This window comes from Nocardia sp. NPDC019219, from assembly GCF_040632645.1.
Lineage (GTDB): Bacteria > Actinomycetota > Actinomycetes > Mycobacteriales > Mycobacteriaceae > Nocardia > Nocardia sputorum.
This window is the reverse complement of sequence record NZ_JBEYCG010000013.1, coordinates 20,360-47,031: the sequence shown is the minus strand read 5'-3', so window position 1 is coordinate 47,031 and position 26,672 is coordinate 20,360. Positions and strand designations below refer to the sequence as shown.

General features: G+C 68.6%; 28 protein-coding genes. 17 read left to right on the top strand and 11 right to left on the bottom strand.

Features of this window, described 5'->3' with window-relative positions; genetic code table 11:
- A complete protein-coding gene (locus ABZ552_RS23040) occupies positions 1 to 1,251 on the bottom strand; it encodes an extracellular solute-binding protein (RefSeq protein WP_281875916.1) in 1,251 nt (416 codons plus the stop codon).
- Between the two features lie 159 nt (positions 1,252 to 1,410).
- Between ABZ552_RS23040 and ABZ552_RS23035 the strand changes: the two genes are divergently transcribed.
- From ABZ552_RS23035 to ABZ552_RS23005, 7 genes are all read left to right on the top strand, one after another.
- On the top strand, positions 1,411 to 2,307 hold the full coding sequence (locus ABZ552_RS23035) for a sugar isomerase (RefSeq protein ID WP_281875917.1): 897 nt from the start codon (positions 1,411 to 1,413) through the stop codon (positions 2,305 to 2,307).
- 13 nt (positions 2,308 to 2,320) lie between these two features.
- Positions 2,321 to 3,265 carry an ROK family protein gene (locus tag ABZ552_RS23030; RefSeq protein ID WP_281875918.1) on the top strand — a complete coding sequence of 315 codons (945 nt, stop codon included), beginning with the start codon at positions 2,321 to 2,323 and terminating at the stop codon, positions 3,263 to 3,265.
- A gap of 184 nt (positions 3,266 to 3,449) precedes the next feature.
- On the top strand, positions 3,450 to 4,610 hold the full coding sequence (locus ABZ552_RS23025) for an amidohydrolase family protein (RefSeq protein WP_357439627.1): 1,161 nt from the start codon (positions 3,450 to 3,452) through the stop codon (positions 4,608 to 4,610).
- Positions 4,607 to 5,560, top strand: a complete 954-nt coding sequence (locus tag ABZ552_RS23020; protein ID WP_357439623.1) for a hexose kinase — start codon at positions 4,607 to 4,609, stop codon at positions 5,558 to 5,560. Before ABZ552_RS23025 ends, ABZ552_RS23020 begins: the two co-directional genes overlap by 4 nt.
- Positions 5,561 to 5,798: 238 nt before the next feature.
- Positions 5,799 to 6,626, top strand: coding sequence for a class II fructose-bisphosphate aldolase (locus ABZ552_RS23015; protein WP_357439620.1), 828 nt, complete (start codon positions 5,799 to 5,801; stop codon positions 6,624 to 6,626).
- A 37-nt stretch (positions 6,627 to 6,663) separates the two neighbouring features.
- A complete protein-coding gene (locus ABZ552_RS23010; protein WP_281875925.1) occupies positions 6,664 to 7,023 on the top strand; it encodes a VOC family protein in 360 nt (119 codons plus the stop codon).
- 508 nt (positions 7,024 to 7,531) lie between these two features.
- Entirely contained in the window at positions 7,532 to 7,924 is a 393-nt protein-coding gene (locus ABZ552_RS23005; RefSeq protein WP_281881180.1) for a VOC family protein, read from the top strand.
- 403 nt (positions 7,925 to 8,327) lie between these two features.
- Here ABZ552_RS23005 and ABZ552_RS23000 read toward each other — a convergent pair whose 3' ends face one another.
- Both ABZ552_RS23000 and ABZ552_RS22995 read right to left on the bottom strand, forming a co-directional pair.
- Positions 8,328 to 8,525, bottom strand: a complete 198-nt coding sequence (locus ABZ552_RS23000) for a DUF397 domain-containing protein (protein ID WP_281875926.1) — start codon at positions 8,523 to 8,525, stop codon at positions 8,328 to 8,330.
- On the bottom strand, positions 8,522 to 9,403 hold the full coding sequence (locus tag ABZ552_RS22995) for a Scr1 family TA system antitoxin-like transcriptional regulator (protein ID WP_357439616.1): 882 nt from the start codon (positions 9,401 to 9,403) through the stop codon (positions 8,522 to 8,524). The genes ABZ552_RS23000 and ABZ552_RS22995 overlap by 4 nt, the downstream gene beginning before the upstream one ends.
- Positions 9,404 to 9,537: 134 nt before the next feature.
- Between ABZ552_RS22995 and ABZ552_RS22990 the strand changes: the two genes are divergently transcribed.
- A complete protein-coding gene (locus ABZ552_RS22990; protein ID WP_357439613.1) occupies positions 9,538 to 9,840 on the top strand; it encodes a hypothetical protein in 303 nt (100 codons plus the stop codon).
- Positions 9,841 to 9,893: 53 nt separating this feature from the next.
- Positions 9,894 to 10,334, top strand: coding sequence for a DUF4254 domain-containing protein (locus ABZ552_RS22985; protein WP_281875931.1), 441 nt, complete (start codon positions 9,894 to 9,896; stop codon positions 10,332 to 10,334).
- 1 nt (position 10,335) lies between these two features.
- On the opposite strand, the gene ABZ552_RS22980 is transcribed toward ABZ552_RS22985, so the two are convergent.
- From ABZ552_RS22980 to ABZ552_RS22955, 6 genes are all read right to left on the bottom strand, one after another.
- Positions 10,336 to 10,626 (bottom strand): DUF3349 domain-containing protein, encoded by a 291-nt coding sequence (locus ABZ552_RS22980; protein WP_281875933.1) that lies wholly within the window; start codon positions 10,624 to 10,626, stop codon positions 10,336 to 10,338.
- A gap of 14 nt (positions 10,627 to 10,640) precedes the next feature.
- Positions 10,641 to 10,976: a DUF3349 domain-containing protein gene (locus ABZ552_RS22975; RefSeq protein ID WP_281875934.1), complete on the bottom strand. Its 336-nt coding sequence runs from the start codon at positions 10,974 to 10,976 to the stop codon at positions 10,641 to 10,643.
- Between the two features lie 11 nt (positions 10,977 to 10,987).
- Entirely contained in the window at positions 10,988 to 11,272 is a 285-nt protein-coding gene (locus ABZ552_RS22970; protein ID WP_281875936.1) for a hypothetical protein, read from the bottom strand.
- Positions 11,273 to 11,282: 10 nt separating this feature from the next.
- A complete protein-coding gene (locus ABZ552_RS22965) occupies positions 11,283 to 12,485 on the bottom strand; it encodes an inorganic phosphate transporter (RefSeq protein ID WP_281875937.1) in 1,203 nt (400 codons plus the stop codon).
- A gap of 90 nt (positions 12,486 to 12,575) precedes the next feature.
- The gene (locus tag ABZ552_RS22960; RefSeq protein ID WP_281916429.1) at positions 12,576 to 13,832 is read right to left on the bottom strand and encodes a lipase family protein; all 1,257 of its coding nucleotides are present in this window, start codon (positions 13,830 to 13,832) and stop codon (positions 12,576 to 12,578) included.
- A gap of 155 nt (positions 13,833 to 13,987) precedes the next feature.
- On the bottom strand, positions 13,988 to 15,499 hold the full coding sequence (locus tag ABZ552_RS22955; protein ID WP_357439609.1) for an ATP-dependent DNA ligase: 1,512 nt from the start codon (positions 15,497 to 15,499) through the stop codon (positions 13,988 to 13,990).
- Positions 15,500 to 15,592: 93 nt separating this feature from the next.
- Here ABZ552_RS22955 and ramB point away from each other — a divergent pair, with 93 nt between their 5' ends.
- Both ramB and ABZ552_RS22945 read left to right on the top strand, forming a co-directional pair.
- Complete coding sequence (ramB, locus tag ABZ552_RS22950; RefSeq protein ID WP_281875944.1) at positions 15,593 to 16,999, top strand: acetate metabolism transcriptional regulator RamB; 1,407 nt, start codon at positions 15,593 to 15,595, stop codon at positions 16,997 to 16,999.
- An 11-nt stretch (positions 17,000 to 17,010) separates the two neighbouring features.
- On the top strand, positions 17,011 to 17,292 hold the full coding sequence (locus tag ABZ552_RS22945) for a hypothetical protein (RefSeq protein WP_281875946.1): 282 nt from the start codon (positions 17,011 to 17,013) through the stop codon (positions 17,290 to 17,292).
- 49 nt (positions 17,293 to 17,341) lie between these two features.
- On the opposite strand, the gene ABZ552_RS22940 is transcribed toward ABZ552_RS22945, so the two are convergent.
- Entirely contained in the window at positions 17,342 to 18,568 is a 1,227-nt protein-coding gene (locus ABZ552_RS22940; protein WP_357439605.1) for an MFS transporter, read from the bottom strand.
- Between the two features lie 74 nt (positions 18,569 to 18,642).
- On the opposite strand from ABZ552_RS22940, the gene ABZ552_RS22935 reads away from it, so the two are divergent.
- Positions 18,643 to 19,482, top strand: a complete 840-nt coding sequence (locus ABZ552_RS22935) for a TetR family transcriptional regulator (RefSeq protein ID WP_281875948.1) — start codon at positions 18,643 to 18,645, stop codon at positions 19,480 to 19,482.
- A gap of 1 nt (position 19,483) precedes the next feature.
- On the opposite strand, the gene ABZ552_RS22930 is transcribed toward ABZ552_RS22935, so the two are convergent.
- Positions 19,484 to 21,313: an acyl-CoA dehydrogenase gene (locus ABZ552_RS22930; protein WP_281875949.1), complete on the bottom strand. Its 1,830-nt coding sequence runs from the start codon at positions 21,311 to 21,313 to the stop codon at positions 19,484 to 19,486.
- Positions 21,314 to 21,685: 372 nt separating this feature from the next.
- On the opposite strand from ABZ552_RS22930, the gene urtA reads away from it, so the two are divergent.
- From urtA to urtE, 5 genes are all read left to right on the top strand, one after another.
- Positions 21,686 to 22,960: an urea ABC transporter substrate-binding protein gene (gene urtA / locus ABZ552_RS22925; RefSeq protein WP_357439602.1), complete on the top strand. Its 1,275-nt coding sequence runs from the start codon at positions 21,686 to 21,688 to the stop codon at positions 22,958 to 22,960.
- Between the two features lie 145 nt (positions 22,961 to 23,105).
- Positions 23,106 to 23,990 carry an urea ABC transporter permease subunit UrtB gene (gene urtB, locus ABZ552_RS22920; RefSeq protein ID WP_281875951.1) on the top strand — a complete coding sequence of 295 codons (885 nt, stop codon included), beginning with the start codon at positions 23,106 to 23,108 and terminating at the stop codon, positions 23,988 to 23,990.
- Positions 23,987 to 25,129: an urea ABC transporter permease subunit UrtC gene (gene urtC / locus ABZ552_RS22915; protein WP_281875952.1), complete on the top strand. Its 1,143-nt coding sequence runs from the start codon at positions 23,987 to 23,989 to the stop codon at positions 25,127 to 25,129. Before urtB ends, urtC begins: the two co-directional genes overlap by 4 nt.
- Positions 25,126 to 25,980 (top strand): urea ABC transporter ATP-binding protein UrtD, encoded by an 855-nt coding sequence (gene urtD, locus ABZ552_RS22910; protein WP_357439598.1) that lies wholly within the window; start codon positions 25,126 to 25,128, stop codon positions 25,978 to 25,980. Before urtC ends, urtD begins: the two co-directional genes overlap by 4 nt.
- Entirely contained in the window at positions 25,973 to 26,665 is a 693-nt protein-coding gene (gene urtE, locus ABZ552_RS22905) for an urea ABC transporter ATP-binding subunit UrtE (protein WP_281875954.1), read from the top strand. The genes urtD and urtE overlap by 8 nt, the downstream gene beginning before the upstream one ends.
- The last annotated feature ends 7 nt before the right edge of the window (positions 26,666 to 26,672 follow it).

Here is a 26,672-nt window from a genome sequence, read left to right as displayed (position 1 = left end):
TCAGTTCGCGGCTTCCTGGATCCGGCGCAGCACCTGAGCCGGGTCCGCGCCCTGTGCGATGGTGCCCATCTGCTGACGAATGGCGCCCTGCGCCGCCGCCCATTTCGGGTTGTTGCTCGGATAGAACCGCGCCACCGGGAGCGTGGCGGCGAACGCCTTGGTCACCGGGTCCTCGGCGAGCGCGGCCGCGGCGCTCTGGGTGATCGGGATGAAGCCCTCGTGCTTGACGAAATCGGCGTACACCGCGGCCGAATAGAAGAAGTCGAGGAACTTCTTGATCGACTCGGCCTTCGCGCCGTCCTTCTTGAACGCCATCAGGTGATCGGCCACGCCGAGCGTGACCGGCGATCCGGACTTGGTCGGCGAGGGCGCGGTCGCGTACCGCAGGCCCGGGTTCTTCGCCAGGATCTGGCCGATGGTGGGCGGCAGCGCTTCGATCATGCCGATCTTGCCCTGGATGAAGGCGTTGATCACGTCCTTGCGGTCGGTCGCGCCCGGGTTCGGCTGGGTGGCACCGGCATCGATGAGCTCACGCATGGCTCGCACCCCCTCCAGGTTCGCGGGGGTGTCCACCGTGATCCGGTCGCCGTCGGCCCAGGAGCCGCCCGCGCCGAAGGTCCAGATGGAGGTTTCGCCCTGCGCCTCCTCGCTGCCCAGCGGCAGCCCGTACCCGGAGACGCCGCCGCCGAGCGCCTGGATCTTCTTCGCCGCGTCGGTCAGCTCGGCCCAGGTCTTCGGCGGCCGGGCGATGCCCGCCTTCTCGAACAGTTCGGCGTTGTAGAACAAGGTGCGGGTGGAGGCGAACAGCGGCAGCGCGTATTGCGTGCCGTTCAACGCCGCGTTCTGCGCGAAAGCGGGCTGGATGTCGGCGAGCACCGGCGCGGAGACGATGTCGGCGGCCGGGTAGAGCAGGCCGTCGCTCGCGAAACTGGCGTAGGCGTCGATGTTGAGCAGGTCCGGGGTGGTCGACGGCGACTGGAGCTTGGTGCGCACCACGTCGTTGATCGAATTCCAGGACTCCATCTGCACGTTGACGGTGATGCCCGGGTTCTGCTTCTGGAATTCGGCGACGATCCCGTCCCACAGCGCCTTGGTGCCCGTGGCGCCGTCGCTGTAGGCGGGGGCGAGGAAGTTGATCGTGGTGGCGGAGTCCGCGGCGGTTTTCGAACCGAACCCGCAGGAGGAGAGGGCCAGCGCGACGCCGGTGACCATCGCGACTCCGGCAAGCACGCGGTGAAACGGTCTTTTCACGAGCAGAACCTTTCAGATTTACCCACCCGGCGCCAGCGGAGCCGCCGATGATGGGAGGACGCACCGTCCGTGCACCTCAATGTAATCCGAATCGTGATCAAATGTGACCGATTTGATCGCATATTTGACATAAACGATCATCGGGATGAAGCTGTTCAGGTGCCTACGCCTGAGCCGCATCTGGCCACCGAAGTGGCGACCCAGCCGGACGACTGGACGCACGCCGCGACCATCGCAGCCGATCACCACGCCGCGCTACCGAGGCCGGGCGAGCGTGTCGCGGTGATCGGCTGCGGCACTTCGTATTTCATGGCACGCGCGATCGCGGCATTGCGCGAGGGCGCGGGCCGGGGGATCACCGACGCCTGGCCCGCCAGCGCCGTGCGCGCTCGCGACTACGACCGCTACCTGGTGATCTGCCGTTCGGGCACGACCACCGAGGTGGTGCGCGCCATGCGGGACATCCCCGCGCGCATCCCGCGCGCGGTGATCTGCTCCAGTCCCGGCACACCCGTCCTCGAACTGGGCGACCCGATTCTCATCGACCAGGTCGACGAGCGATCGGTGGTGCAGACCCGGTTCGCCACGACCACCCTCGCCATCCTGCGCAGCCATCTGGGCGAAGACCTCGCGCCGGTGATCGCCCAGGCGCGCGCGGTACTCGCCGAGGATCCCGCCGAATCGCTGCGGTCGGTCCGCGCTGCGGAGCAGATCAGTTTCGTCGGCATGGGATTCGCGGCGGCCATCGCCGACGAGGCGGCGCTCAAGCTGCGCGAATCCTGCCAATCGTGGACGGAGGCGTATCCGGCGACCGAGTACCGCCACGGCCCGATCGCCATCTCCGCACCGGGCCGCGCGGTCTGGGCCTTCGGACCCCTGGAGCCGGACTTCGCCGCCGACGTCACCGCCACCGGCGCGCACTTGGAACACCGCGATATCGATCCGATGGCCGACTTGATCCGGGTGCACCGGCTCTGCCTGCTGCGTTCCGCCGACCTGGGACTGGACCCGGACCACCCGCGCGGCCTGAATCGCTCGGTGGTGCTGAAGTCGTGACCGGGGGCGCGCGATGACGCCGCGGGCGGATACCGCGGTGCTGCCGAGCGACGCCCTGGTGCTCGGCGTGGACGTCGGCGGTACCACTATCAAAGGAGAGGTCACCGACGGCGCGGGCACGGTGCTGGCCGTGGGCGCCGTCGCCACGCCCCACGGCACCGCCGCCTTCGACGCCATGGGCGAATTGGGCGATCGGTTGCTGGCCGACCTGCCGGAATCCGACCGCCGCCGGGTGCGCCGGGCGGCCGTGGTGCTGCCCGGCATCGTCGACACCGCCCGATCGGTCGCGGTGTTCAGCAGCAATGTCGGCTGGCGGGACGTGCACGTGGGCGACCGCTTCACCGAGCGCTGGGGTGTGCCGACATTGATCGAACACGATGTGGCCGTCGCAGGTTGGGCGGAATGGCGGTACGGCGCCGGGCGGGGTTACGACAACGTGTGCGTCGTCGTTCTCGGCACGGGCATCTCGGGGACCCTGTCGGTCGGCGGACGATTGGTGCGCAGCAGCTACGGGCAGGTCGGCGAGTACGGGCACGTGCCGGTGCGGCGCGTGGGCGGCTTGCCCTGCGCTTGCGGCAATACCGGTTGCGTCGAGACGGTCGCCTCGGGCGCGGCCATCGCGCGGGCCTACACCCGGCGCACCGGGCGCGAGACGAGCGGCGCGGCGGAGATCTTCGCGCTCATGTCCACCGACCCCGACGCGGCCGCCGTGGTGGCGGACGCGGTCGACGCGCTCGCCGACGGGCTGGTCGGCATCGTGCACGCGGCCTGCCCCGAACTGGTCGTCCTCGGCGGCGGGCTCGCCGGCGCGGGCGCGGCGCTCACCGAACCACTGCACCGAGCCCTGTCCGACCGGCTCCGCCTGGTCCCCGCGCCCCGAGTGGTGCTGGGCGAATTCGGCGCCCGCGCCGGACTGGCGGGCGCCGCCCTGTTCGCCCGTCGCGGTGCGTTGACATGACGGGTCGCGCGGACGAGCCAGTGCTACCCCACACCGGAGAAACCGTCGCGCCGCGCCGACTTCCAGCGCGGTCCGAGGCCATTCGGCTGTTCACTCGATGCCTTCTGACCAGCACAGCCGAAACGCACGCCGACCGGTCCCGCCCGGCGGACGTCACCCACCTCGCGGGCCAGGGGGCACTGACATGACCGCACACACCGAGCTGATCATCCGAGGGCGAATCGTCTCGGCGAGCGTGGAACTCGACGACGGGGTGGTGCTGGTATCCGGAGACCGCATCGCGGCCGTGCGGTCGTTCGCGCAATGGCGAGCGGCGCATCCCGATTTACCTGAGCCGCCATTTTCTGGCACCGTGCTGCCGGGGCTTGTGGACATTCACAATCACGGCGGGTTCGGCTATCGGTTCGATACCGTACACGCCGCGGACGCGCGGGCCGCCGCACAATCGCACCATGCGCACGGCTCCACCACAGTGGTGGCGAGCGTGGTCACCGGGCCCGCCGCGGAGATGGTGGCGCAGACCGCCACCCTGCGCGAACTCGCCGAAGAAGGCGTGCTCGGCGGAATCCACGTCGAAGGGCCGTTCCTGGCGCAGGCGCGCTGCGGTGCACAGGATCCGCGATTCCTGTGTGATCCCGATCTCGGGCTGACCGACCGGCTGCTGGCCGCCGGAGGCGCGCATCTGCGCACGATGACGCTCGCGCCGGAGCGTCCCGGCTACACGGCCGTCGCGCGGCGGCTGACCGACAGCGGTGTGGTGGTCGCACTCGGCCACAGCGACACCGACTATGCCTCTTTCCGAAATGCTCTGCGGCCGCACGGATCAGGAAGCATCGTGACGCACTTGGCCAACGGCATGCCGCCGCTGCACCACCGGGGCCCGGGCCCGGTCGCCGCGGCACTGGTGGCCGCGGCGGCGGGGGACGTCGTCGTGGAGCTGATCGGCGACGGCGTGCACGTGGATCCGGGCTTCGCCGCGCTGGTGTTCGCGACCGCGCCGGGGCGCGTCGCGCTGGTCACCGATGCCATGCAGGCCGCGGGCCTCGGCGACGGCGAGTACCGGCTCGGCCCGCAGCCGGTGACCGTGCAAGACGGGGTGGCGCGCATCGCCGGCGGATCGATCGCGGGCGGGGTCAGCACCTTGCTGGAGTGCGTCGCGCGTGCCGTCCGCGAATCCGGTGTCCCGCTGCGGGACGCGGTGCGCGCGGCCACGTCGGTCCCGGCGGCGGCGCTCGGGCTCACCGACATCGGTGACCTGCGGCCCGGCCGATTCGCCGACATATTGACAGTCAGTGACAATCTCCACTTGCGCGGGGTGCTCAGACGTGGACAGTGGTTGACGTGATCCTCACCGTGTCAATGAATCCCGCGTACGACATGACCTATCGCGTCGAACGCTTCGAACGCGGGCAGGCCCATCGGGTGCGGTCGGTGGAGCAGCGCATCGGCGGCAAGGGCATCAACGTGACCCGGGTGCTGAATCAGCTCGGCAAATACGCGAGGGCCACCGGATTCTCCGACCACGCCTTCGCGGCCGCCGCCGAGCTGGAGATGCCGGTCGACTTCGTGCACGCGCTGCCCTGGGTGCGCCGCACGGTCGTGATCAGCGAGTCCGAGGACGGCACCGCCACCGCGCTGTGGGAGCCGGGCGCCAGGGTCTCCAATCCGCACGCCGCGGAGCAATTGGCCGTCCGGGTGGCGGGCCTGCTGCCCGAGATCGCCGGGTTGGTCATCTCCGGGTCGCTGCCGGGCGGCATCGAACCCTCGCTGCCCGCCGAGATCGCCCGCACCGCCATCGCGGCCGACGTGCCGACCATCTGCGACGTCGACGGCGAGGCACTGCGCTTGGCGGCGCAGGTGCCGGGCATCGTCCTCACCCCGAACAACGCGGAGTTGCGCCGCCTCACCGGCACGCAGCCGCAGACCGACGATGAGATCCGCGCCGCCGTGCAGCCGCTGATCGACAACGGGGTGCGCGCCGTGATCGCGACCCGCGGTCCCGAGGGGATCGCCGCGGTGACCGCCGACGGCGCGTGGTCGGCGGCGCTGGCCGAACCGCTCGCCGGGAATCCCACCGGCGCGGGCGATGCCGCGGTGGCGGCCGTGATCGCGGCCCTCTCGTCGGAACCGCGCCCGGACTGGCCCGCCCTGCTCACCGACGCCGTAGCCACCTCCGCGGCCGCCGTAGTCATCCCGGTGGCCGGTGAGATCGACCGCTGCCTGCGCACCCGCCTCGCCCCCACCGTCCGAGTCCGCGAACTGGACTTACCCACACCGCAGAAGGCTTCCCCATGACCGCCGCGCCCAGTAGCGCGCCGATCGCCCGTGGACCACTGCGCGCGGTCAGGCGGGACGCACGCCGCGAGGTCGTGCCTCCGTGGCCCTCAGTCCGTCTTGCGTGGCTCACCCGGCGCAGCGTCGACACGGTACGCGGTGAGCTCACCACGGACGCACCAGCCCCCGTTCCGCAGGACTGCGTCGAAGCGGCCCCGGGGTCGCAAGTACGCCGTTCGCTCTACCGAAAGCACGCACTATGCCGCTGACCTCGATACCCGACCTGATCGCCGTGGCCCGGCCTGGCGGGCTGGGCGCGTTCAACGTGATCACCCTCGAGCACGCCGAGGCGATCGCGGCCGCCGCGGAATCGGCGAAGCGGCCGGTGGTGCTGCAAGTTTCGGAGAACACCGCGCGCTATCACGGCGGCATCGCCCCGCTCGGGGCCGCCTGCCTGCGCATCGCCGCCGACAGCGACGCCGCGGTCGCGGTCCATCTCGACCACGCCACCAGCGCCGAATTGATCCGCCAGGCGGTCGATCTGGGCATCCGATCGGTCATGTACGACGGCTCCGCCCTCGACTACGCCGACAACGTCACCGCGACCACCTCGATCACCGCGTGGTGCCACCAACGCGGTGTGCACATCGAAGCCGAACTCGGGGAGGTGGGCGGCAAGGACGGCGTCCACGCGCCCGGCGCGCGCACCGATCCGGACGAGGCGGTCGAATTCGTGAGCGCCACCGGTGTCGACGCACTCGCGGTCGCCGTCGGCTCCTCGCACGCCATGCACACGCGCACCGCCGAACTCGACAACGACCTGATCGCTCATCTGGCCGCGAAGGTCCCCGTACCCCTGGTCCTGCACGGGTCCTCCGGCGTCCCCGACCACGGCCTGCGCGCCGCCGTCGACCACGGCATGACGAAAATCAACATCGCCACCCGCCTGAACATCCGCATGACGGCCGCCATCCGCGAGCGCCTCACGCAAGACCCCGGCCTCGCCGACCCGCGCGAGTATCTCACCCCCGGCCGCGCCGCCATCCGGTCGGAAGTCGAACACTTCCTCCGCCTCCTCGCCGTTTGACCCGCACGAGAACGCGTCCGAATGATTGGCTGGGGAGATGATCATTCGACACGTCACGGTCGACTGTTCCGACCCCTTCGCCCTCGCGTCGTTCTGGAGCGCCTTCACCGGATGGCCGGTAGCGGACGGCAACGGACCCGACGCCGACTGGGTCGTCCTGGAGGCGCCGGAAGGAACACCGGGACTCCTCTTCATCCGAGTACCGGAGACGAAGGTCGTGAAAAACCGCGTCCACCTGGACTGGATGCCCACCACCCGCACCCGCGACGAAGAAGTCGACCGCGCCCGCACCCTCGGCGCAACCCTCTACGAAGACCACCGAACCCCCGACGGCCTCGGCTGGGCCACCCTCCGCGACCCCGAAGGCAACGAATTCTGCATCGAACACCACCACTGACCCGCCACGAGTGGCATACCAACGAAAGGTTCTCTCGCCGGCTACACCCGCACCAGCGAGTGGCGGCGTAAGACCATCAGCTCCGGTGCGGTAAACCGCCCGAGGCTTCACCAGTCCGGGACCCCGTTGGACGGGAAGCACGATCACGGTCAAGTGAGTACCCCGACGGTGATCCGGCCCGTTTCGAGCATCCGATCGAACTTGTGCGTCTGACCCCAACGCCGACCACGAGTCGGTTCGCTCTGAAGGACCGAACTTGCTCACGTTCTGGGCCGTTGAAATGCTGCTGCTCACCTGCGATCCCGGGCGGCTCGGGCACAAGCCGGGGTCGACCTGCCCGACGATGGTGCTAGAGTCGGCGACGTGACTGCCGGGTCGGCTATACGCCGTGAGCGAGATGGGTTCCCGGCAGCTCCTTGATCGTGTGGCGGGCTCGAGGCCCGCCCCCTCCATGGCATCACCAGATCGAAGTCCATGGAGAAAGGAGTTACACATGCCGCATCCACAGGTGGATGTGCGTTTCGACCACACGATCATCGCCGCTCGAGACAAACACGAGTCCGCACGGTTCTTCACCGAGATCTTCGGCTTGCCCGAGCCGCAGGATGCAGGGTTTTTCGTCGCGGTGTATCTGACCGACGGACGGGTGCTCGATTTCGCCGAACCGCCCATCGATTTCCCCGGCCAGCACTACGCATTCCTGGTCAGTGACGACACGTTCGACCAGATCATGGAGCGCATCCGTGCGCGGGGTATCACGTACTGGGCCGATCCGCAGATGCGCAGACCCGGCGAGATCAACACCAACCACGGCGGCCGGGGCGTGTATTTCGACGATCCGGCCGGCCACCACCTCGAAGCGCTCACCGCCCGCTACGACGGCTACCCCAGCCTCACATGACGGGCCCGGGCTGCGCCAGACCTGTCCCCGGCGCAGCCCGGACCCCGGACTCCTACCGCTCGCGACAGCCGCTCGCATAAATGATCAGATGCGAGAGTTCTGCGACAACCCTGGACCGACCACCGAACCCGCAGGACGCCGCTCCTGGACTCCCCGCCACCAGCTCCCACACCTTATGCACTGAGGTAACCAAAAGAGATAACGACCAATGGTACGGACGTACCGTTGTGATCGGCCGGCGGCGCGTGCGAGGGGTTTGCGCGCCGTCGGCCGGTCGGGGTGGCGGGCAGGGCAGTTGCCCACCGGTGAGGCTGTCGATGGTCGCTTCGCATCGACGGGGCCACTCTTCCGGGTGGAGCTGTGTGTCGGATGTAGCGAAGCTGAGAGTCGGCTGGGAGATGCGTCAGGCGAGGTCGGTGGTGCGGAGTGCCGTGGTGAACGCATCCCACTCGGTCGGCGCGAACGCCAGCGTGGGTGACGCACCCGGCGCTCCTGCAAACTTGCTGTCGCGGACCTGAACTCGACCGCCGTCGAAGCAGACCTCTACGCAGGTCTGGCTGTCATTGGAATACGAGGATTTGAACCAACCGGTACTGCTCACTCGATCGACTGTAATTCAGCGGCGGTCGCTCGAATGAGCGCCAACGATTCGTCACGGGGCAATGCGGTCGATCGTGCCCGCTCGAAGACGAAACCTAAGTCGCGCACTTTGGTTTCCTTTCGGCTCTCGTCGTCAACGATGATCTGGCCGAATACCGCCGACTCGTGCCACGCGAGCGTCGGCAACCGCGGGCTGGCGAAGTCCAGTAGATGGTAAGTCGAACTTGCTGCGACGCTGTCTGCGGCGGTGAACGGAATAACCCGCAGTTCGATACTCTCGGAATGCGACTCGAGGACGTCGGCCAGGTGGATCAGTTGACGCCGTAGCACACCTGGACCGCCGATCTGCTGCCGGAGCGCTGCTTCGCCGACAACCGCCCGTAGGGAAACAGGTGCCTCGCCCGCCAGCCGTCGCTGCCGATGCAGTCTCGCTTCGACACGCTGATCGACTTCGATCGCTCGCACCGTCGCCCCTGCCGAAAGCATCAGTGCCCGAATGTATTCCTCACCTTGCAGCAGGCCAGGCATCATGAGGCCCTCATAGGTCCGGATCGATTCGGCGCCCCACTCCATCCCGTAGTAGCGAAGGATGTCGTCCCCGAACAAGGCCGAGTAACGGCTCCACCAGCCGCGTCCTCGTGCGGTTTCCCGCAGCGTCAACAGTTCCCGCTGCTCATCGGCATCGATCTCGAGGATGTCCAGCAGCCGTTCCAGCTTGTCCTTCGGGAGCAAGTTGCGCTCGTTCTCGATATGCGACCAGTACGCGGCCGAGACATCCAACGCTCTGGTGATCGACGCAGCGCCGATACCCAACTCCAGCCGTCGCTGCCGAAGCCGAAGCGCGAGCTCCCAACGCGCAACCGCAGGTGACAGCGCCATGTCAGCACGATACAGGCGGTAATGCCGTGCAATCACTTCCGTAAAGTGATTTGTATAGTTTACGATTCGAGTGTTGCGCATCACAGCGGGGGCTCTGCACGACTCCTCGCTCGGCGGGGATGGAGGGGGTTTCGATGTCTGTGCACGTCGTCGACCGGACGTGGATCGTGAGTGATCAGACGCCGCATCAGGCGCGGCGGGTCAGTGACGACGCGTGGGTCGTGTCCTATCTGCGTGGCCGGATGGTGACCACAGAGCAGGCGGCGGCGGCTATCCGAGCGGCGGAGATGGTTTCGGCGACGGAGGAACTGGCCCGCCGCGTCGGACTCACGGCGCTGGAAGCCGTGGGGCTCGTCGTCCTCGAATCGCCCTGGGACATCGAGCCATTGCGCAAACGCTACCGATTACCGCGTCCGGGCGGGCGGCATCGTCGATGATTCGCGTCTCGCGTGACGCCCGGCGCGACCATTCGATCCAGGGGGTTATCGCAGTGGAACCACTGCCGACCAAAGAGCTTGTCCTGCAAGCCTGCCGCACCGCGCCGCGTCGCGCCCACCCGATCCTGGAATCCGCCCACCTACTCGCGGGCTTGCACGAGCGCAGGCTGCGTTGCGACCTGGGCGGCACGAACGACATCGACCAGCACCGCGCCCGCCTCGTGCTCGCCATCGACCGCTGGGTCGCCACCGAGGCGCCGCCGCCGCACGGCGGCGCGCACATGCATACCGAAACCGTGGGGATGGTGGTCGACCGGCTCGCCCAGTTCTTCGCCTGCGCGCACGAAATCCTGTCCGGGGCGCCGGAATGGGCGGTACACAACGCCTGGGAGCGTCTCGCCGAACTGGCCATCGGCTACGAGGATCTCGCCTACGAAGTCGCGGCGGGCGTGCGCCGCCTGCCCTACCTCAGCGGCCCGCGCGAACAGACCTGACTCAGGCCGAGTCCGGGTCCGGCCAGGCGTTGGCCTCGACCCGGGCGCGCACCCGGGCCACGTCGGCTTCGGACGGCATGTCGTTGGTGATCTTGGTGATCATCACCTGGATGTCGGTCTGGTCGATGTCCGCGCCGCCGGAGCCGGTCAGCTCGGCGGCGATCCGGGCCACTTCTTCGTCGGACAGACGGCGGCGCAGCAGGGCGAGCAACGGGATGTAGTCGGCCTCCGGCACGCCATCGGGATATCCGGCCCGCAGCCAGCCGATGATCGCGCTGAGGAAGGGGTGCATCGGCGGCGGCTCGGTCAGTCGGAATCGGCGGGCGGATCGGCCAGCGGCCATCCCCCCGCGGCGAGGTGGGAGGCGACGCGTGCGACGTCGCCGTCGTCCGGTTGTTCCTTGGCGAACCGGGCGATGGCCTCCTCGATCTCCGCGTGCGTGATCTGGCTGGACGGATTGGACGCGACCAGTTCCTCGGCGATCGCCACCACCTCGTAGTCGGTGAGGTGCCGGTGCAGCACGGCGAACAGGGCTACGTAATCCGACTGCGGAACGCCCTGTGGGTAGCCTGCCCGCAGCCAGCCCACGACTTTGCCGAGCAACTTCGGCCGGACCGGGACCGGTTTCACTGGATCCGTCACGCTGGCACTCCTCACGCCTGGCCGAACAAATGGATGCCGAGTCTGGCGGCTATGAACGCTTTCGCGGTGTACAGGATCCCGCCGACGATCGCCACGACGACCAGCACGAAGCATGCCAGCGCGACCGCGAGCGCGGGATAGTTGCGCCGCACCGTGCCCGTACCCGCGTCGGTCGTCACGGTCATCGACCAGAACCGCACGCCGACCGCGAAGATCATCGGCAGACCCGCGCCGAGCACCACCCCGGCCAGGGTGACTTTCCACAGCGCGTTCAAATTCGTGACGAGAGTGTGCACGCTGATCCTCCTACACCTGTGATCGGTTCGAGTCCGCCGGTGCGGGCCGGTCCGGCGCGACCGCGGGCGAATCAGCCCCGTCACCTGGCCACTCGTTGACGTTGCCGGTGTGCACCGGGTCGCGCCGCGACCGCAGGTACATCAGCGCCGACAGCCCGATCAGGATGCCGAAGACCACGAGCACACCGGCCAGCCCGCCGATGAGATGGGCGATGGCCCAGCAGATCGCCCCGGCCACGGCGGCCAGCGGCAGCGTGAGCAACCACGCGACCACCATCCGCCCCATCACGGCCCAGCGCACTTCGGCGCCCTTGCCCAGGCCCGTGCCCAGGATGGAGCCGGTCGCGGTCTGCGTGGTGGACAGCGGCAACCCGAAGTGCGCCGAGGTCAGGATGATCGCGGCCGAGGCGGATTCCGCCGCGAGTCCCTGCGGTGAGTCGATCTCGACCAGGCCCTTACCCAGCGTGCGGATGATCCGCCAGCCGCCGAGGTAGGTGCCCGCCGCGATGGCGAGAGCGCACGCGGCCATCACCCACAGCGGCAGGTCGTCGTCCTTGGTGAGCGTGCCGTGCGCTACGAGCGCGAGGAAGATCACGCCCATCGTCTTCTGAGCGTCGTTGGTGCCGTGCGCCAGCGAGACCAGCGAGGCGGAGCCGATCTGCCCCCAGCGAAAGCCTTCGGTGACCTTCTCCTCCTCGGCGGCGCGGGTGATCCGGTACACCAGCCAGGTGCCGATCGCCGAGACCAGCGCGGCGACGACGGGTGCGAGCACCGCGGGCAGGATGATCTTGGCGAGCACGCCGTCGGACCCGGACGCCCAGATCACCCCGCTCCAGCCGAGCGCGGCCAGCGTCGCGCCGATCAGACCGCCGAACAGCGCGTGCGACGAACTCGACGGCAGTCCGAACAGCCAGGTGAGCAGGTTCCACAGGATCCCGCCGACCAGGCCGGCGAACACGATGACGATCAGGTCCTGGCCGCCGACGGCATCCAGCCGCACGATGCCCTTCGCCACGGTGGCCGCCACCGCCACCGACAGGAACGCGCCGACGAGGTTCAGCGCCGCCGAAAGCGCGACCGCCACTCTCGGCCGCAGCGCGCCGGTGGCGATCGAGGTCGCCATCGCGTTGGCGGTGTCGTGGAAACCGTTCGTGAAATCGAAGGCGAGTGCTGTGACGATGACGATCAGCAGAACCAGTAATTCGACGGTCACGCCTCCAGTGTGCTGCACCCCCGAACGCGATGGCCATGCCGGTTACCGGAAGTTCGTCCGACTCGCATGAACTAGTCTGGTTCGCCCCGCTCAGCCGGTTCGCGTGCAGTTCGGGGCGACCGGGCGACCGGCGAACCGATCGTCGATCCACGAGTTCGCGCCGGGGATGCCGCTGAGGCCGACCACGAAGTGTTCGCCGAGATAGACCTGGAAGTCCACCGGCGTCCCGGCGCCGCACCAGTCCGCGTAGAGCTTCTCCGCCCCAGCCAGCGGCACCCACGGGTCGTGCGTGCCGTGATAGAGGAACACCGGGACCGTCGGCGCGCTCGCGCCCAGCCGATTGGCGGCCAGGATCTCCCTGACCATCGGCAGCTCGGTGGGCGCGGCGGCATGGGTGAGCGCCTGCACCGGGATCGGCGCCACGACACCGCCGAACTCCTCCGCGACCATGCACAGGTCCTTGCCGATCTGGGCCAGCCGCCAGCCGTCGTCGTTCATCAGATCGAGCAGCTCCGGGTATTCCCGCGCAAGGCCGAGCGTCGCGGCGAGAAAGACTCCGGACGCCGCGTTGCGGCCGTTCATGGTGGACAGCAGCAGGTCGAAGTCGGCGGGGACACCGCCGAACGCCGCGCCCACCAGATTCAGCTCCGGCGCGTACCGCGGGGCCAGCTGGGCGGCCCACCCGCTCGCGATGGCCCCGCCGGAGTAGCCGGTGACCACGGTCGGAGCATCCGGTCGCAACCCGAACTCCGGCGTGTGCACCACGGCCCGGATCGAGTCGAGCACGGCGTGCCCGGCCATCAGCCCCGCCGCGTACGCCTGCCGCGGGCCCTGATGGTCTGGCACGAGCACGGCGTAGCCCTTGGACAGCGGAATCTGGGCGGCCCACAACTCGGCCCACAATTCGTTCCTGAGCTCGTACGACGGTGCGCAGCGATGCCCGAGCGAGTCGATCGCGGCATTCAGCGACAGCACCGGGCGCGGCCCCGGCCCGGGCCACGGCGCTCGTGGCACGAGCAACGTCGCGACCACGGGCACTGGACGATCCTTGGAATCGGTGGAACGGATCAGCAGTTCGGTCGACTGCAACGGCAACAGAGTCAGGCCGGTGCCGCCCCGGCGGGACGCCAGAATCGTTCCCGGCGGCAGACCCTCGAACCCTGGCGGCGGCGTGTAGAACGCATCGCCCAGGGGCGTGGGCAGGATCCCGGAATACTCCCGCGACGGGGTGAGGAACTGTTCGATCGGATTCGCCTGCGCGGGCGTGCCGACCGCGCTCACCGCCACGGCGCCCAACAGCGCCACGACCAGCCGGACAGACCGCCTGCACCGCAGAATTCGCATCATCCCACCCACCCGCCGATTCCTTGTCCGGAAGTACGAACCGGCCGGACCACTGCATTGTGGCGGCCATCCGGAACCTTGCGCTGCCCATACTTACAGTGGCTCGACGTGCTCGGCACGCCGACACGCGCCCGCTGCGGGAGCGTGCGCGCTTCACATCACGGCAGCAGCGCGCGAACGGTATCGATGGTGTCCGCTTCGGCCGGTTCTTTGTCGGGGCGGTACCGCACCACACGCGCGAACCGCAACGCGACACCGCCGGGATAGCGCGGGCTGACCTGCACGCCGTCCAGGGCGATCTCCACCACGAGTTCCGGCCACAGATACACCGTGTGCTGATCGCGCGAGCGCTCGTGGCGCGGGAATTCGGTGGTCTGCCACTGCAACAGCGCGTCGGTGAGTCCTTTGAACGTCTTGCCCACCATGACCGGCTCGCCGGTTTCCGGGTCACGCGCGCCGAGGTGCAGGTTCGACAAGTAGCCCGTGCGGCGGCCGTAACCCCATTCCGCGCCGAGCACGATCAGGTCGAGGGTGTGCGTCGGCTTGATCTTCTGCCAGGCCCGGCCCCGCCTGCCCGCCGCGTACGGCGCGGTCAACGACTTGATCATGACGCCCTCGTGGCCCGCGGCCAGCGCGGCGTCGAAGTACTCCGCGGCCGCCTCGGCATCCGGGCGCAGCAGTGCGGGGATGGTGTGCTCGCCCGCCACCCGCGTCAGCGCGGCGCGCCGCTCGGACAGCGGAGCGTCGAGCAGGTCCCGGCCGTCCAGGTGCAGGCAGTCGAAGAAGTACGGATGCAGCAGCAACTCCCGGGTGGAGCTCACCTCGGCGAAGCGGCTCATGGTCTCCTGGAACGGACGCGGCCGCCCGGCGTCGGTGAGCGCCAGCGTCTCCCCGTCCAGCACGACGCTCGTGCAGTCCAAGCCCGCGACCAGCTCGACCAGCTCGGGGACGCCCCCGGTGATCTCGCGCAGCGTCCTGGTGAAGATCCGCACCCGGTCGCCGTCCCGGTGCACTTGGATGCGGGCGCCGTCCAGCTTGTGCTCGACGCTCACCTCCCCCGCGAACTCGGTCATCGCCTCGTCCAGGGTCGCGCCGGGGGAGGCGAGCATGGGCTGGATCGGACGGCCGACTTCCAGCCGGAATTCCGCCAGCGCGGCGGCGCCGCCGGTCAGCGCGGCGACGGCGGTGACCGGTAATCGGCCCGACAGCATGTACGCCCGGCGCACCAGATCGGGCGGCACCTCGGCGGCGACCGCCACGGCCTCGGCGACCACGGCGGTGAGCGCTCCTTGGCGTAGTTCCCCGGTGAGCAGGCGCAGCAGGAAGCCCTGTTCGTCGGCCGTCGCCGCGGACCACAACGCCGCGAGCAACTCCTTGCGCCGGGCGGCGGACCCCGCGCCGGAGGTGCCGGCCAGTTCGGTCAACGCGGCGTGCACCGCCGCGACGGTCAGCGTCGCGACCGGCGCGGGCGGGTGGTCGAGCGTGGTGAGCGTGCGCCAGCCCGTGCCGATCCGCCCCTGCGGTAGCTCGCCGGACGCCCAGGCGACGACGGGCGCGAGCTCGTCCGGGGCGGCCGTGGTGAGCAGCCCGGCCAGCGCCGCGATCTTCGTCTTGCGTGACCTGGTCGCGCGCACGGTCTCCGAGGCCACGACGACGTCCGAGAACAACACCCTGCCGACGGTAGCCGCCGGGTCCGACACTTGTCCGCGAGGAGTGTTAATCGGAAATTGGCACGGATGCGAAAGCAGCCATAAGCTGGACGCATGGCCAAGACTTTCGTCGGCGCTCGGCTGCGTCAGCTGCGGACCGAACGCGGGCTGAGCCAGGTCGCGCTGGCCCAGCAGCTGGAGATCTCGGCGAGCTATCTCAACCAGATCGAGCACGACGTGCGCCCGCTCACCGTGCCGGTGCTGCTGAAGATCAGCGACGTGTTCGGCGTCGACGCGACCTTCTTCTCCGCCCAGGACGACACCCGGCTCATCGCGGAGCTCCAAGAGGTCGTGATGGACGAGGAGCTGGGCATCGAGGCCGACGCCCAGGAGATCGCGGATATGGTCTCGGCGCACCCGAGCATGGCCCGCGCGCTGGTCAACATGCACAACCGCTACCGCAACACCTCCGCCCAGCTGGCCGCGGCCACCGAGGACCGGTTCGCCGACGGCGCGGGCAGCGGCGCGATCAGCAAGCCGCACGAGGAGGTGCGCGACTACTTCTACCAGCGCCAGAACTACATCCACGAGCTGGACACCGCCGCCGAGGACCTCACTACCCGCATCCGTTTCCACGGCGGCGACGTGAACAGCGAAATCGCCAGGATGCTGCGCGGCCACGACGTGCGGATCACCGAACGCATCGACCTCGGCGAGGGCGTGCTGCACCGCTACGACCCGCAGACCCGCAACCTGGAGATCGCGCCGCATCTGTCCGGCGGGCAGCGGACCTTCAAGCTGGCCGCCGAGCTGGCCTACTTCGAGTGCGGCGAGCTGCTGGAGAAGCTGGTCGAGGAGGGCAATTTCGCGTCCGAGGACGCCCGCAAACTGGCGATGCTCGGGCTGGCCAACTACTTCGCCGCGGCGACGGTGCTGCCGTACACGCATTTCCACGAGGTCGCCGAGGATTTCCGCTACGACATCGAACGATTGTCGGCGTTCTTCACGCAGAGTTACGAGACCATCTGTCACCGGCTCTCCACGCTGCAACGACCGTCGCTGCGCGGCGTGCCGTTCTCGTTCGTGCGGGTCGACCGGGCGGGCAACATGTCCAAGCGCCAGTCCGCCACCGGTTTCCACTTCTCCTCCAGCGGCGGCACGTGCCCGCTGTGGAATGTCTACGAGACCTTCGCCTATCCCGGCAAGATCATGACGCAGATCGCGCAGATGCCCGACGGCCGCAAATATCTCTGGGTGGCTCGCACCGTCGAACGTCGCGCCACGCGTTTCGGACAGCCGAGCAAGACCTTCGCCATCGGCCTCGGCTGCGAGCTGCGCCACGCGGGCCGCGTGATCTACGCCGACGGCATCGATCTCGACGAAGTGCAGCCGACGCCGATCGGTGCGGGCTGCCGGGTCTGCGAACGCGCCAACTGCCCGCAGCGCGCGTTCCCGCCGTTGGGCAAGGTGCTCGACATCAGCGAGCACCGCAGCTCGGTTTCGCCTTACGTGCTGAAGTAGCAGGTTGTCGCGTGACCGGACCGGATGATTCGCGGTACCCCATGCCCGCCTCGATAGTGCTGATCGCGACGCCGGAGGGTTGGCGCCACAGCGTCCTGGACACGCGAGACGGACTGCTCTGCGGCCATCTGACGAGTGTCCCCGCCGATGCCGCGCCCGACCAGGCGCGGGCAGCCGCGGTCGCGATGCTGCGAGAGATGGCCCGGGAATTCCACGGCGTGGCGATCGAGGTCGCCTGGTACGGCCGGGAAGCGTTGAGCGGCGAAGTGATTGCGGTAGGTAGCTGGTCCTGAACACACGTCCGGCCGGTCTCGCGACAGCGAGACCGGCCGGATGCCATGGTCAGGCGGCTTGCGCCCGGCGTTGCATACGGAGACCGACCACCGTCATCCCCAGCGCTGCGACGAGCAGCAGTGCCAGCGTCCAGGCCAGAGCCGCGAAACCGTGGGGTGCGGCGGCGGCCGCGACCAAGGGACCGATGGTCGCGCCCACATAGAAGCTGAACATCGCGACCGACATGGCGGCGGCGCGGGATTCGCCGCCCAGCTCGCCCGCGCTCTGCAACACCGCCGGTGCGATGATGCCCAGACCGCCGACCAGAACGGCGAGCAAGACGGCCAGGACGACCGGATGGGCGCCCTCGAAGGTCGCGATGACCATCGCCGCGGCGGCGATCAGCACGCCCAGCACGATCTGCCCGTGCTTGGACAGCCTGGCCAGCGGCACCGCGAGCAGCGGAAGCGCGACCATCACCGGCAGCGCGCCCGCGCGCAACGCGAGCAGTTCACCGGAACCCCGGACCACGCCGGTCAGTTCCAGGCCGGTGTACACCCCGACCATCACCGCCATGCTCATCGCGCCCGCGATCAGCATCGGCACCAGCGCCCGGATGCGCAGCACCGCGGGAATCGCGGCGTAGCTGTGCCGCAGCGGTTTGTCCCGGCCGGTGGGCGCGTCGGCCAGCAGCGCGGACCACAGCACGAGCGCGAGCACGGCGAAGCCGAGCGCGGAGGCGACGAATACCGTGCGCCACGGGAACGCGCCGACCATCCATTGGGACACGATCTGCGCGACCACCGTCGCCGCGAGGAACGACGTGGCCACCGACATGGTGGCCACGGCTCGGTGCGCGGGCGCGATGCGCGTCGCCACATAGGCCATGATCGCGGGCGGAATCGAGCCGACCACCAGGCCCTGCGCCACGCGCAGACCGACGGCCAGCGGCGCGCTGAACGCCAAACCGGTCAACAGTGTGACCACTGCGGCGACCAGCATCCCGGTGACCAGCACCCGCCGGTGACCGTAGCGATCCGAGAGTGGGCCGAACAGGACGAACCCACCGGCGTATCCGAAGGCGAAGGCGCTGATGATCCAGGTCATCGCCGCCGAGCCGACGCCCCAGTCGGCCCGCATGGCGGTGAAAAGCGGGATCGGAACGTACATCTGGCCGGTGGCCAGCAGGGCTGCCAGGACGAAGAAGGGCAGGGTGCGCCCGGTGTGGGCACGCGCCGAGGGGTCGCCGGTGCGCGTCCGGGCCGGAGCCGCGGAGTGGAAGGTGGACATTGCCATGGGACGAAGGTAGGCCCGGAAGACTCATGTTGTCAACCAAATAGTTGGTTTAATGGAATGGTAAAGTGTCCGTCATGACGGCCACGATGAAACGCAGTGACGCGACCAGGCAGGCCCTGTTGCGCGCCGCCCGCGACGAATTCGCGCAGTACGGGCTGGCCGGCGCGCGGGTCGACCGGATCGCGGAGGCGGCGGGCGTCAACAAAGAGCGGATCTACGGGCTGTTCGGCAGCAAGGACAAGCTGTTCGACGTCATCCTGATCGAGACGCTGCGCGAGTTCATCGAGGTGGTGCAGCCGCTGGCCGACACCGAACCCGGCGCGTATGTCGGCAAGCTGTACGACTACCACCGGGACAACCCCCAGCTGTTGCGACTGATGCTCTGGGAGGCGCTGCATCGCGGCGCCGACGCCCACGACATCGACGGCTGGCGCGCCGCCCACTACGTGCGCAAATTCGACCGGGCCCAAGAGCAGTTCGACGTGGACTCCGCCGACGCGGGCCGCCTGCTGCTGGCCCTGTGCGGCCTGGCCAACTGGTCACTCGCCGTTCCACAGACCACCAAGCTCCTGCTCGGCGAGGCCGCCGCGGAGGACAGGGACGCCACCAGAGCGTTCCTGATGGAGTTCGCCAGGGCGGCGATGCGCCGCGACGCGGGTGCCGGCGAACGGGAAGCACGCCTGCCCGAGGTCGAACTGGTCAATGACTTGACCGCTGGCGACGAACCGTCCGGCGTCGATCGCGCCGCACAGCGACTACGCGACGCCCAAGCCGCCGCCGACGCCGCCCGCGAAGAACTCGCCACCGCCCTACGCGCCGCCCACGCCGCGGGCGCGAGCGCCAACCACCTCGCCCGCCAGGTCTCCGGCACCCTATCCCGCCCCGTAGTCCTGAAACTCCTATCCCAGCCCTAGGTCAGAACGCGGCTTCGTCCAGGTTCATGATGTCGTTGTCGAGCGCGGCGATGATTCCGCGGACCGCGGCCAGGGTGGGCAGCGCGTTCTTGGCGAAGAAGCTCGCGACGGCGACCTTCCCGGTGTAGAAGGCGCGATCCTTCTCCGGGGTGTCGGCGGCCAGGGCGGCGGCCGCGATCTCCGCCTGTACCAGCAGCCGCCAGCCGATGAGCAGGTCGCCGACCGCGAGCAGGAAGCGCACCGAGCCCAAGCCGACTTTGTACAGTTCGGCGGGATTCTGCTGGGCGGCCATCAGGTAGCCGGTGAGCGAGGCGGCCATCGCCTGCACGTCCTCCGCGGCCGTGCGCAGCAGTGCGCGCTCGGTGTCGAATCGCCCGGTCTTCGCGTCCAGGAACGCCGCGATCCGCGCGTTGAGGTGGCCGAGCGCCACACCCTGGTCGCGAATGATCTTGCGGAAGAAGAAGTCCTGCGCCTGGATGGCGGTGGTGCCCTCGTAGAGCGAGTCGATCTTCGCGTCGCGGATGTACTGCTCGATCGGATAGTCCTGCAGATAGCCGGAACCGCCCAGCGTCTGCAGCGACTCGGTCAGGTACTGGTAGGCCCGCTCCGAGCCGACGCCCTTGACGATCGGCAGCAGCAGATCGTCCACCCGGTGGGCCAGTTCGGGGTCGGCGCCCGAAACGAGTTGCGCCACATCGGCGTTCTGATGCGCGGCGGTGTAGAGGTATACCGCGCGCAGCCCTTCCGCGTAGGCCTTCTGCATCGCCAGCGAACGACGCACGTCCGGATGACGAACGATGGTCACGCGCGGCGCGGCTTTGTCGGTCATCTGGGTCAGATCCGCGCCCTGCACCCGCTCCTTGGCGAAATCGAGCGCGTTGAGGTAGCCGGTCGACAAGGTGCCGGAGGATTTGACGCCGACCATCATGCGCGCGTTCTCGATCACCTGGAACATCTGCGCGATGCCGTTGTGCACCTCGCCGACCAGCCAGCCCTTGGCCGGGGTGCCGTGGCCGCCGAACGTCAGCTCGCAGGTGGGCGAGGACTTCAGGCCCATCTTGTGCTCGACCCCGGTGACGTACACGCCGTTGCGCTCACCGAGTTCCAAGGTCTCGTGGTCGAAGAGGAATTTCGGCACGTAGAACAGCGACAGGCCCTTGGTGCCCGGTCCGGCGCCCTCCGGCCGGGCGAGCACCAGATGGAAGACGTTCTCGGCGGTGTCGCCGACCTCCGCACCGGAGATGAACCGCTTGACGCCCTCGATATGCCAGGAGCCGTCCTCCTGGCGGATCGCCTTGGTACGACCCGCGCCCACGTCGGAACCGGCGTCGGGCTCGGTCAGCACCATGGTGCCCTGCCAGCCCTTCTCGAAGCCGAGCGTGGCCCAATGCCGCTGCTGCTCGGTGCCCACGTTGTACAGCACGGACGCCATGACCGGGCCCATGTTGAAGAACGACGCCGAGGGATTGGCGCAGGTGATCATCTCGGCGACTGCCCAGACCAGCGCCGCGGGCGCGGGGGTGCCGCCCATGCCCTCCGGCATGCCGAGCCTGCTCCAGTCCGCCTCGCGCACGGCGGCGACAGTCTTGCGCAGCGGCTCCGGGACGGTGATCGAGAAGGTGGCGGGGTCGTAGCCGACCGGATCGCGATCGGCCGCGGCGAAGGAGTCCGCCACCGGCCCCTCGGCCAGCCGCCGAACCTCCGACAGGATCTCCCGGACGGTGTCGGAATCGAGGTCGCCGTAGGCGCCGGTATCGAGGAGCTTGTCCAGTTCGAGCACTTCGAACAGGTTGAATTCGATATCCCGCAGGTTCGCCTTGTAGTGGCCCACCTTGTCCTCCTCGACTCGGTCCGCAGTTCGCCGCCGCGGCATTGGGACGGTTCAGACGTCTACGAGTCGAAGCGTGCCGCATCGCGGCGACGCTACGCAACCGTAGCCAGATCCACCCTGGCCAGCGCGTTTGCCAGGACCTCACAACTGTTCGCCGCACGTTTACGGAAAAGGTTCACACGAGCGAAACAGACGAAACGGACTTGTCATCGAGAGATATTCCGGCGCAACAACTCCTGTCTACCGTTCGCATCACGAATACAGCCGTTGTATACAGCCCCGTCTACAGCCGTGACCGGGGCGAAGACGGCGGTGTTCGACGCGGCGCCTGCCGACGCCGCCGCAACACCTGATGAGGAGAGGGTTCGCCCCATGCCAGATTTCCGTGCCACCCGTCGCTCCCCGCGCTTGGCGCGAGCGATGGCGGTGCCCACCGCGATCGCGCTCGCCGGCCTGTTGCTGACCGCCTGCGGTGCCAAGGACGACGCCTCGACCACCGGCTCGGGCGCCGCGTCCTGCGTCGACACGTCGAAGGACACGATCAAGGTCGGTTCGCTGCACTCGCTGTCCGGCACGATGGCGATCTCCGAGGTCACCGTCGCCAACTCCACCAAGCTGGCCGTCGACCAGATCAACGCCGCGGGCGGCGTGCTCGGCAAGAAGATCGATCTGGTGCTCGAGGACGGCGCCTCGGACCCGAAGACCTTCGCGGAAAAGGCCGAGAAGCTGATCAGCTCCGACTGCGTGGCGGCGGTATTCGGCGGCTGGACCTCGTCGAGCCGCAAGGCGATGAAGCCGAAGTTCGAGAGCCTGAACTCGCTGCTCTACTACCCGGTGCAGTACGAGGGCCTGGAGGACAGCAAGAACATCTTCTACACCGGCGCGACCACCAATCAGCAGATCGTCCCGGCGCTGGATTACCTCAAGCAGAAGGGCATCACCTCCCTCTACCTGGTCGGCAGCGACTACGTCTTCCCGCAGACCGCCAATCGCGAGATCAAGGCCTACGCCGCCGCCAACGGCATCGAGATCAAGGGCGAGGACTACACCCCGCTCGGCTCGACCGACTTCTCCACCATCGTGAACAAGGTCCGCACGGCCAAGGCCGGCGCGGTGTTCAACACCCTGAACGGCGACTCCAACGTCGCCTTCTTCCGCGAGTACAGCAACGCGGGCCTGAAGGCCGCCGACATGCCGGTGGTCTCGGTGTCGATCGCCGAGGAAGAGGTCGCGGGCATCGGCGCCCAGCACATCGCCGGGCAGCTCACCGCGTGGAACTACTACCAGACCGTCGATACCCCGGTGAACAAGAAGTTCGTCGCCGACTACAAGGCCGCCTTCGGCGCCGACAAGCCGACCTCGGACCCGATGGAAGCCGCCTACGCGTCGGTCTACCTGTGGAAGAACACCGTCGAGAAGGCCAAGTCGTTCAAGGTGGAGGACATCCAGGCCGCCGCCGACGGCGTCAGCTTCGAAGCGCCCGAGGGCCTGGTCACCATCGACGGCTCCAACCACCACATCACCAAGACCGCCCGCATCGGCGAGATCCGTCCCGACGGCCTGATCTACACCGTGTGGGACTCCGGCAAGGCCGTCACGCCGGACCCCTACCTGAAGTCCTACGACTGGGCCAAGGGCCTGAAGTAGTCCGCGGCTGTCCGCGGCCCAGCTACCGGTGCCCGCCGAGCGACCAAGTCGCCACGGCGGACACGCGGAGCGCAATGAGGGGGGCCGCGGGCAGCATCGGACAGGCAGACATCAACGCGGCAAATCCAACACAGGAGCCTTCCCCATGGATGTTGTGATCGGACAGCTCTTCACCGGGTTGAGTCTGGGATCGATACTCTTGCTCGCCGCGCTCGGCTTGTCCCTGACCTTCGGGCAGATGGGCGTGATCAACATGGCGCACGGCGAGTTCATCATGGCCGGTTGTTACACGACCTACGTTGTGCAGAAGGTGATCTCGTCGGCGGGCGTCTCGCTCGTCGTGTCGCTGCTGATCGGTTTCCTCGTCGGCGGCCTGCTCGGCGCCGCGTTGGAGATGGGCCTGATCCGCTGGATGTACGACCGCCCGCTGGACACCCTGCTGGTCACCTTCGGCGTCGGGCTGGTGCTGCAACAGCTGGCCCGCGACATCTTCGGCGCGCCGGCCAAGAACGTCGTCGCGCCGGAGTGGCTCAGCGGCGGCGTCACGATCCTGGGCGCGGTGGTGCCGAAGACGCGCATCTTCATCCTGGTGCTGGCGGTCGTCGCGGTGACCGCGCTGGCCGCGGTCCTCAAGGCGACGCCGCTGGGCCGCCGGATCCGCGCGGTGGTGCAGAATCGCGGCCTGGCCGAAACCTCCGGCGTGTCGAGCCGTTTCACCGATATCAGCACGTTCTTCATCGGCTCGGGTCTGGCGGGTGTGGCCGGTGTCGCGCTCACCTTGATCGGCTCGACCAGCCCGACCATCGGTCAGAGCTATCTGATCGACGCGTTCCTCGTGGTGGTGATCGGCGGGCTCGGCCAGATCAAAGGCACGGTGATCGCGGCCTTCGCGCTGGGCCTGCTGAATTCCTACATCGAGTACTCGACCACCGCGTCCATCGCGAAGGTCATCGTCTTCGTCGTCATCGTGATCTTCCTGCAGGTGCGCCCGCAGGGCCTGTTCACCGTCCGGACAAGGAGCCTCGCATGACCACGCTCGTCCAGCGGTGGCGCGCGCACTCCGCGCTGAGCGCGCTCGCCGGATTCGCCGTCGCCGCCGTGCTGTTGTTCGCGGTCGCGCCCGCCGTGCTCAGCGATTTCCGGCTCAATCTGCTCGCGAAGTTCCTGTGCTTCGCGATCGTCGCGGTGGGCATCGGATTGGCCTGGGGCCGAGGCGGCATGCTCACCCTGGGGCAAGGCGTGTTCTTCGGCATCGGCGCCTACATCATGGCCATGCATCTGCAGATGGCCGACGCCGCCCGGCTCGGCAACGACGTGCCGGAGTTCATGGAGATCGCGGGCATTCGCGAATTGCCGTCGTTCTGGCAACCGTTCGCCTCGGCTCCGGTGGCGCTGCTCGGCATCCTGGTCCTGCCCGCGCTGGTCGCCGCGGCGCTCGGCTACGGCGTCTTCAAGCGCCGCGTGAAGGGCGCCTACTTCGCGATCCTCAGTCAGGCGCTGGCCGCCGCGCTGGCCATCCTGCTGACCGGTCAGCAGGCCATCGGCGGATTCACCGGCTTGTCGGATTTCCGCGCCTTCTTCGGCTTCAAGCTGTCCGACCCGGTCAACCGGCGCATGCTGTTCTTCTTCGCCGCGGGAACGCTGCTGGTGGTGGTCGCGCTGGTGCGGCAGCTGATGCGCAGTCGGTACGGCGAGTTGCTCGTCGCGGTGCGCGACCAGGAGGAGCGGGTGCGCTTCCTGGGATACGACCCGGCGAACGTCAAGATCGTGGCCTACGTGGTCGCCGCGTTCTTCGCGGGCATCGCCGGTGCGCTGTTCACGCCGATCGTCGGCATCATCTCCCCCGCCGACATCGGCGTAGTCCCCTCCATCGCGTTCCTCATCGGCGTCGCGATCGGCGGCCGGACCACGCTGCTCGGTCCGGTGCTCGGCGCGATCGGCGTCGCGTGGGCGCAGACGGCGCTGTCGGAGGAGTTCCCCTCGGGATGGACGTATTTGCAAGGCGTGCTGTTCATCGTGGTGGTCGGTTTCGTCCCGGCGGGCCTCGCCGGACTGTGGCCGTTGCTGAAGGGACTGCTGGAGAACAGATTCCGGCGAACCGCGCCGACCGCGACGGTGGTCGTCGAAAAGCTGCCGGAACCCGCGACGGAGAAGGTGGAATCGCGATGACCGAGACGACGCACGAACCGAAGCTCGGCGGCAACGCCGGAATGTCCAGCGAGTACCTCGAGATCCGCGGCCTCTCGGTGAGTTTCGACGGATTCAAGGCCGTCACCGATGTCGATCTGACGGTGTTGCAGGGCGATCTGCGCTTCCTCATCGGCCCCAACGGCGCGGGCAAGACGACGCTCATCGATGCGATCACCGGGCTGGTCCCGGCGACCGGTTCGGCGCAGAAGACCGGCGTGGAATTGCTCGGCAAGAAGGTGCACCGGATCGCCCGGCTCGGCGTCGGGCGGACATTCCAGACGGCCAGCGTGTTCGAGCAGCTCAGCGTGCTGCAGAATCTCGACATCGCCGCGGGCGCGGGCCGCTCCGCGCTCACCATGCTGCGCCGCCGCAGATCCGTGCTCCCGGCGATCGAGGAGGCGCTGGAGACCACCGGACTGGCCGACCTGCGCGACAAGCCCGCCGGGGTACTCGCGCACGGGCAGAAGCAATGGCTCGAGATCGGCATGCTCCTGGTGCAGAACGCGTCGGTGCTTCTCTTGGACGAGCCGGTGGCCGGGATGAGCGCGGAGGAGCGCGAGGAGACCGGGAACTTGCTGCGCCGGATCGGCGGCGACCGGGTGGTCGTAGTGGTCGAGCACGACATGGATTTCATGCGCGCCTTCGCCACCTCGGTCACCGTCCTCGCCGGCGGGAAGGTGCTCAGCGAGGGAACCGTCGAACAGGTGCAGGCGGACCCGAAAGTGCAGGAGGTCTACCTCGGCACCGCCGCGGCCGTCGGAACCGAGCTGGAGGACGCGTCGAGCGCGCCGAGCCCGGACTCGGCCCGGAAAGGGGACAGCGATGCTTGAACTCACCGATATCCACTCCGGCTACGGCCGCACCGAGGTGATCCACGGCGTCTCGATCACGGTCCCGGACGACAGCGTGGTGGCCGTCATGGGACACAACGGCGCGGGGAAGACCACGCTGCTGCGCACCGCTGTCGGCCTGATCGGCGCGAAGTCCGGCCGGATCGAGTTCGACGGCGAGGCCGTCACCAAACTGTCGCCGTCGCGGCGGGTACGCCGCGGGATCGCGTACGTGCCGCAGGGGCAGCAGAGTTTCCCGCAACTGACCACCGCGGAGAACATGCAGGTGGTCGCGGACGGCCGCAAACGCGGCAAGGCGCTGATCGACGAATCGCTCGACCTGTTCCCCGCGCTGCGCGAGCTGCTGACGCGCAAGGCGGGCCTGCTGTCCGGCGGGCAGCGCCAGCAACTGGCCATCGCGCGGGCGCTGATCACCGAGCCGAAACTGCTCATCCTGGACGAGCCGACCGAGGGCATCCAGCCGTCGGTGGTCGCCGAGATCGAGCGCACCATCATCGATCTCACCCGCCGCGGCGGGCTGAGCGTGCTGCTGGTCGAACAGCACATCGGCTTCGCGTTGCAGGCGGCGCAGCGCTACTACGTGCTGCGGTCCGGCCGGGTGACCGCCACGGGCGCGGGTGGGGCCGGCGCCGAGAGCGACGTCCGCTCGGCGATGGCGATCTGAGCACCGC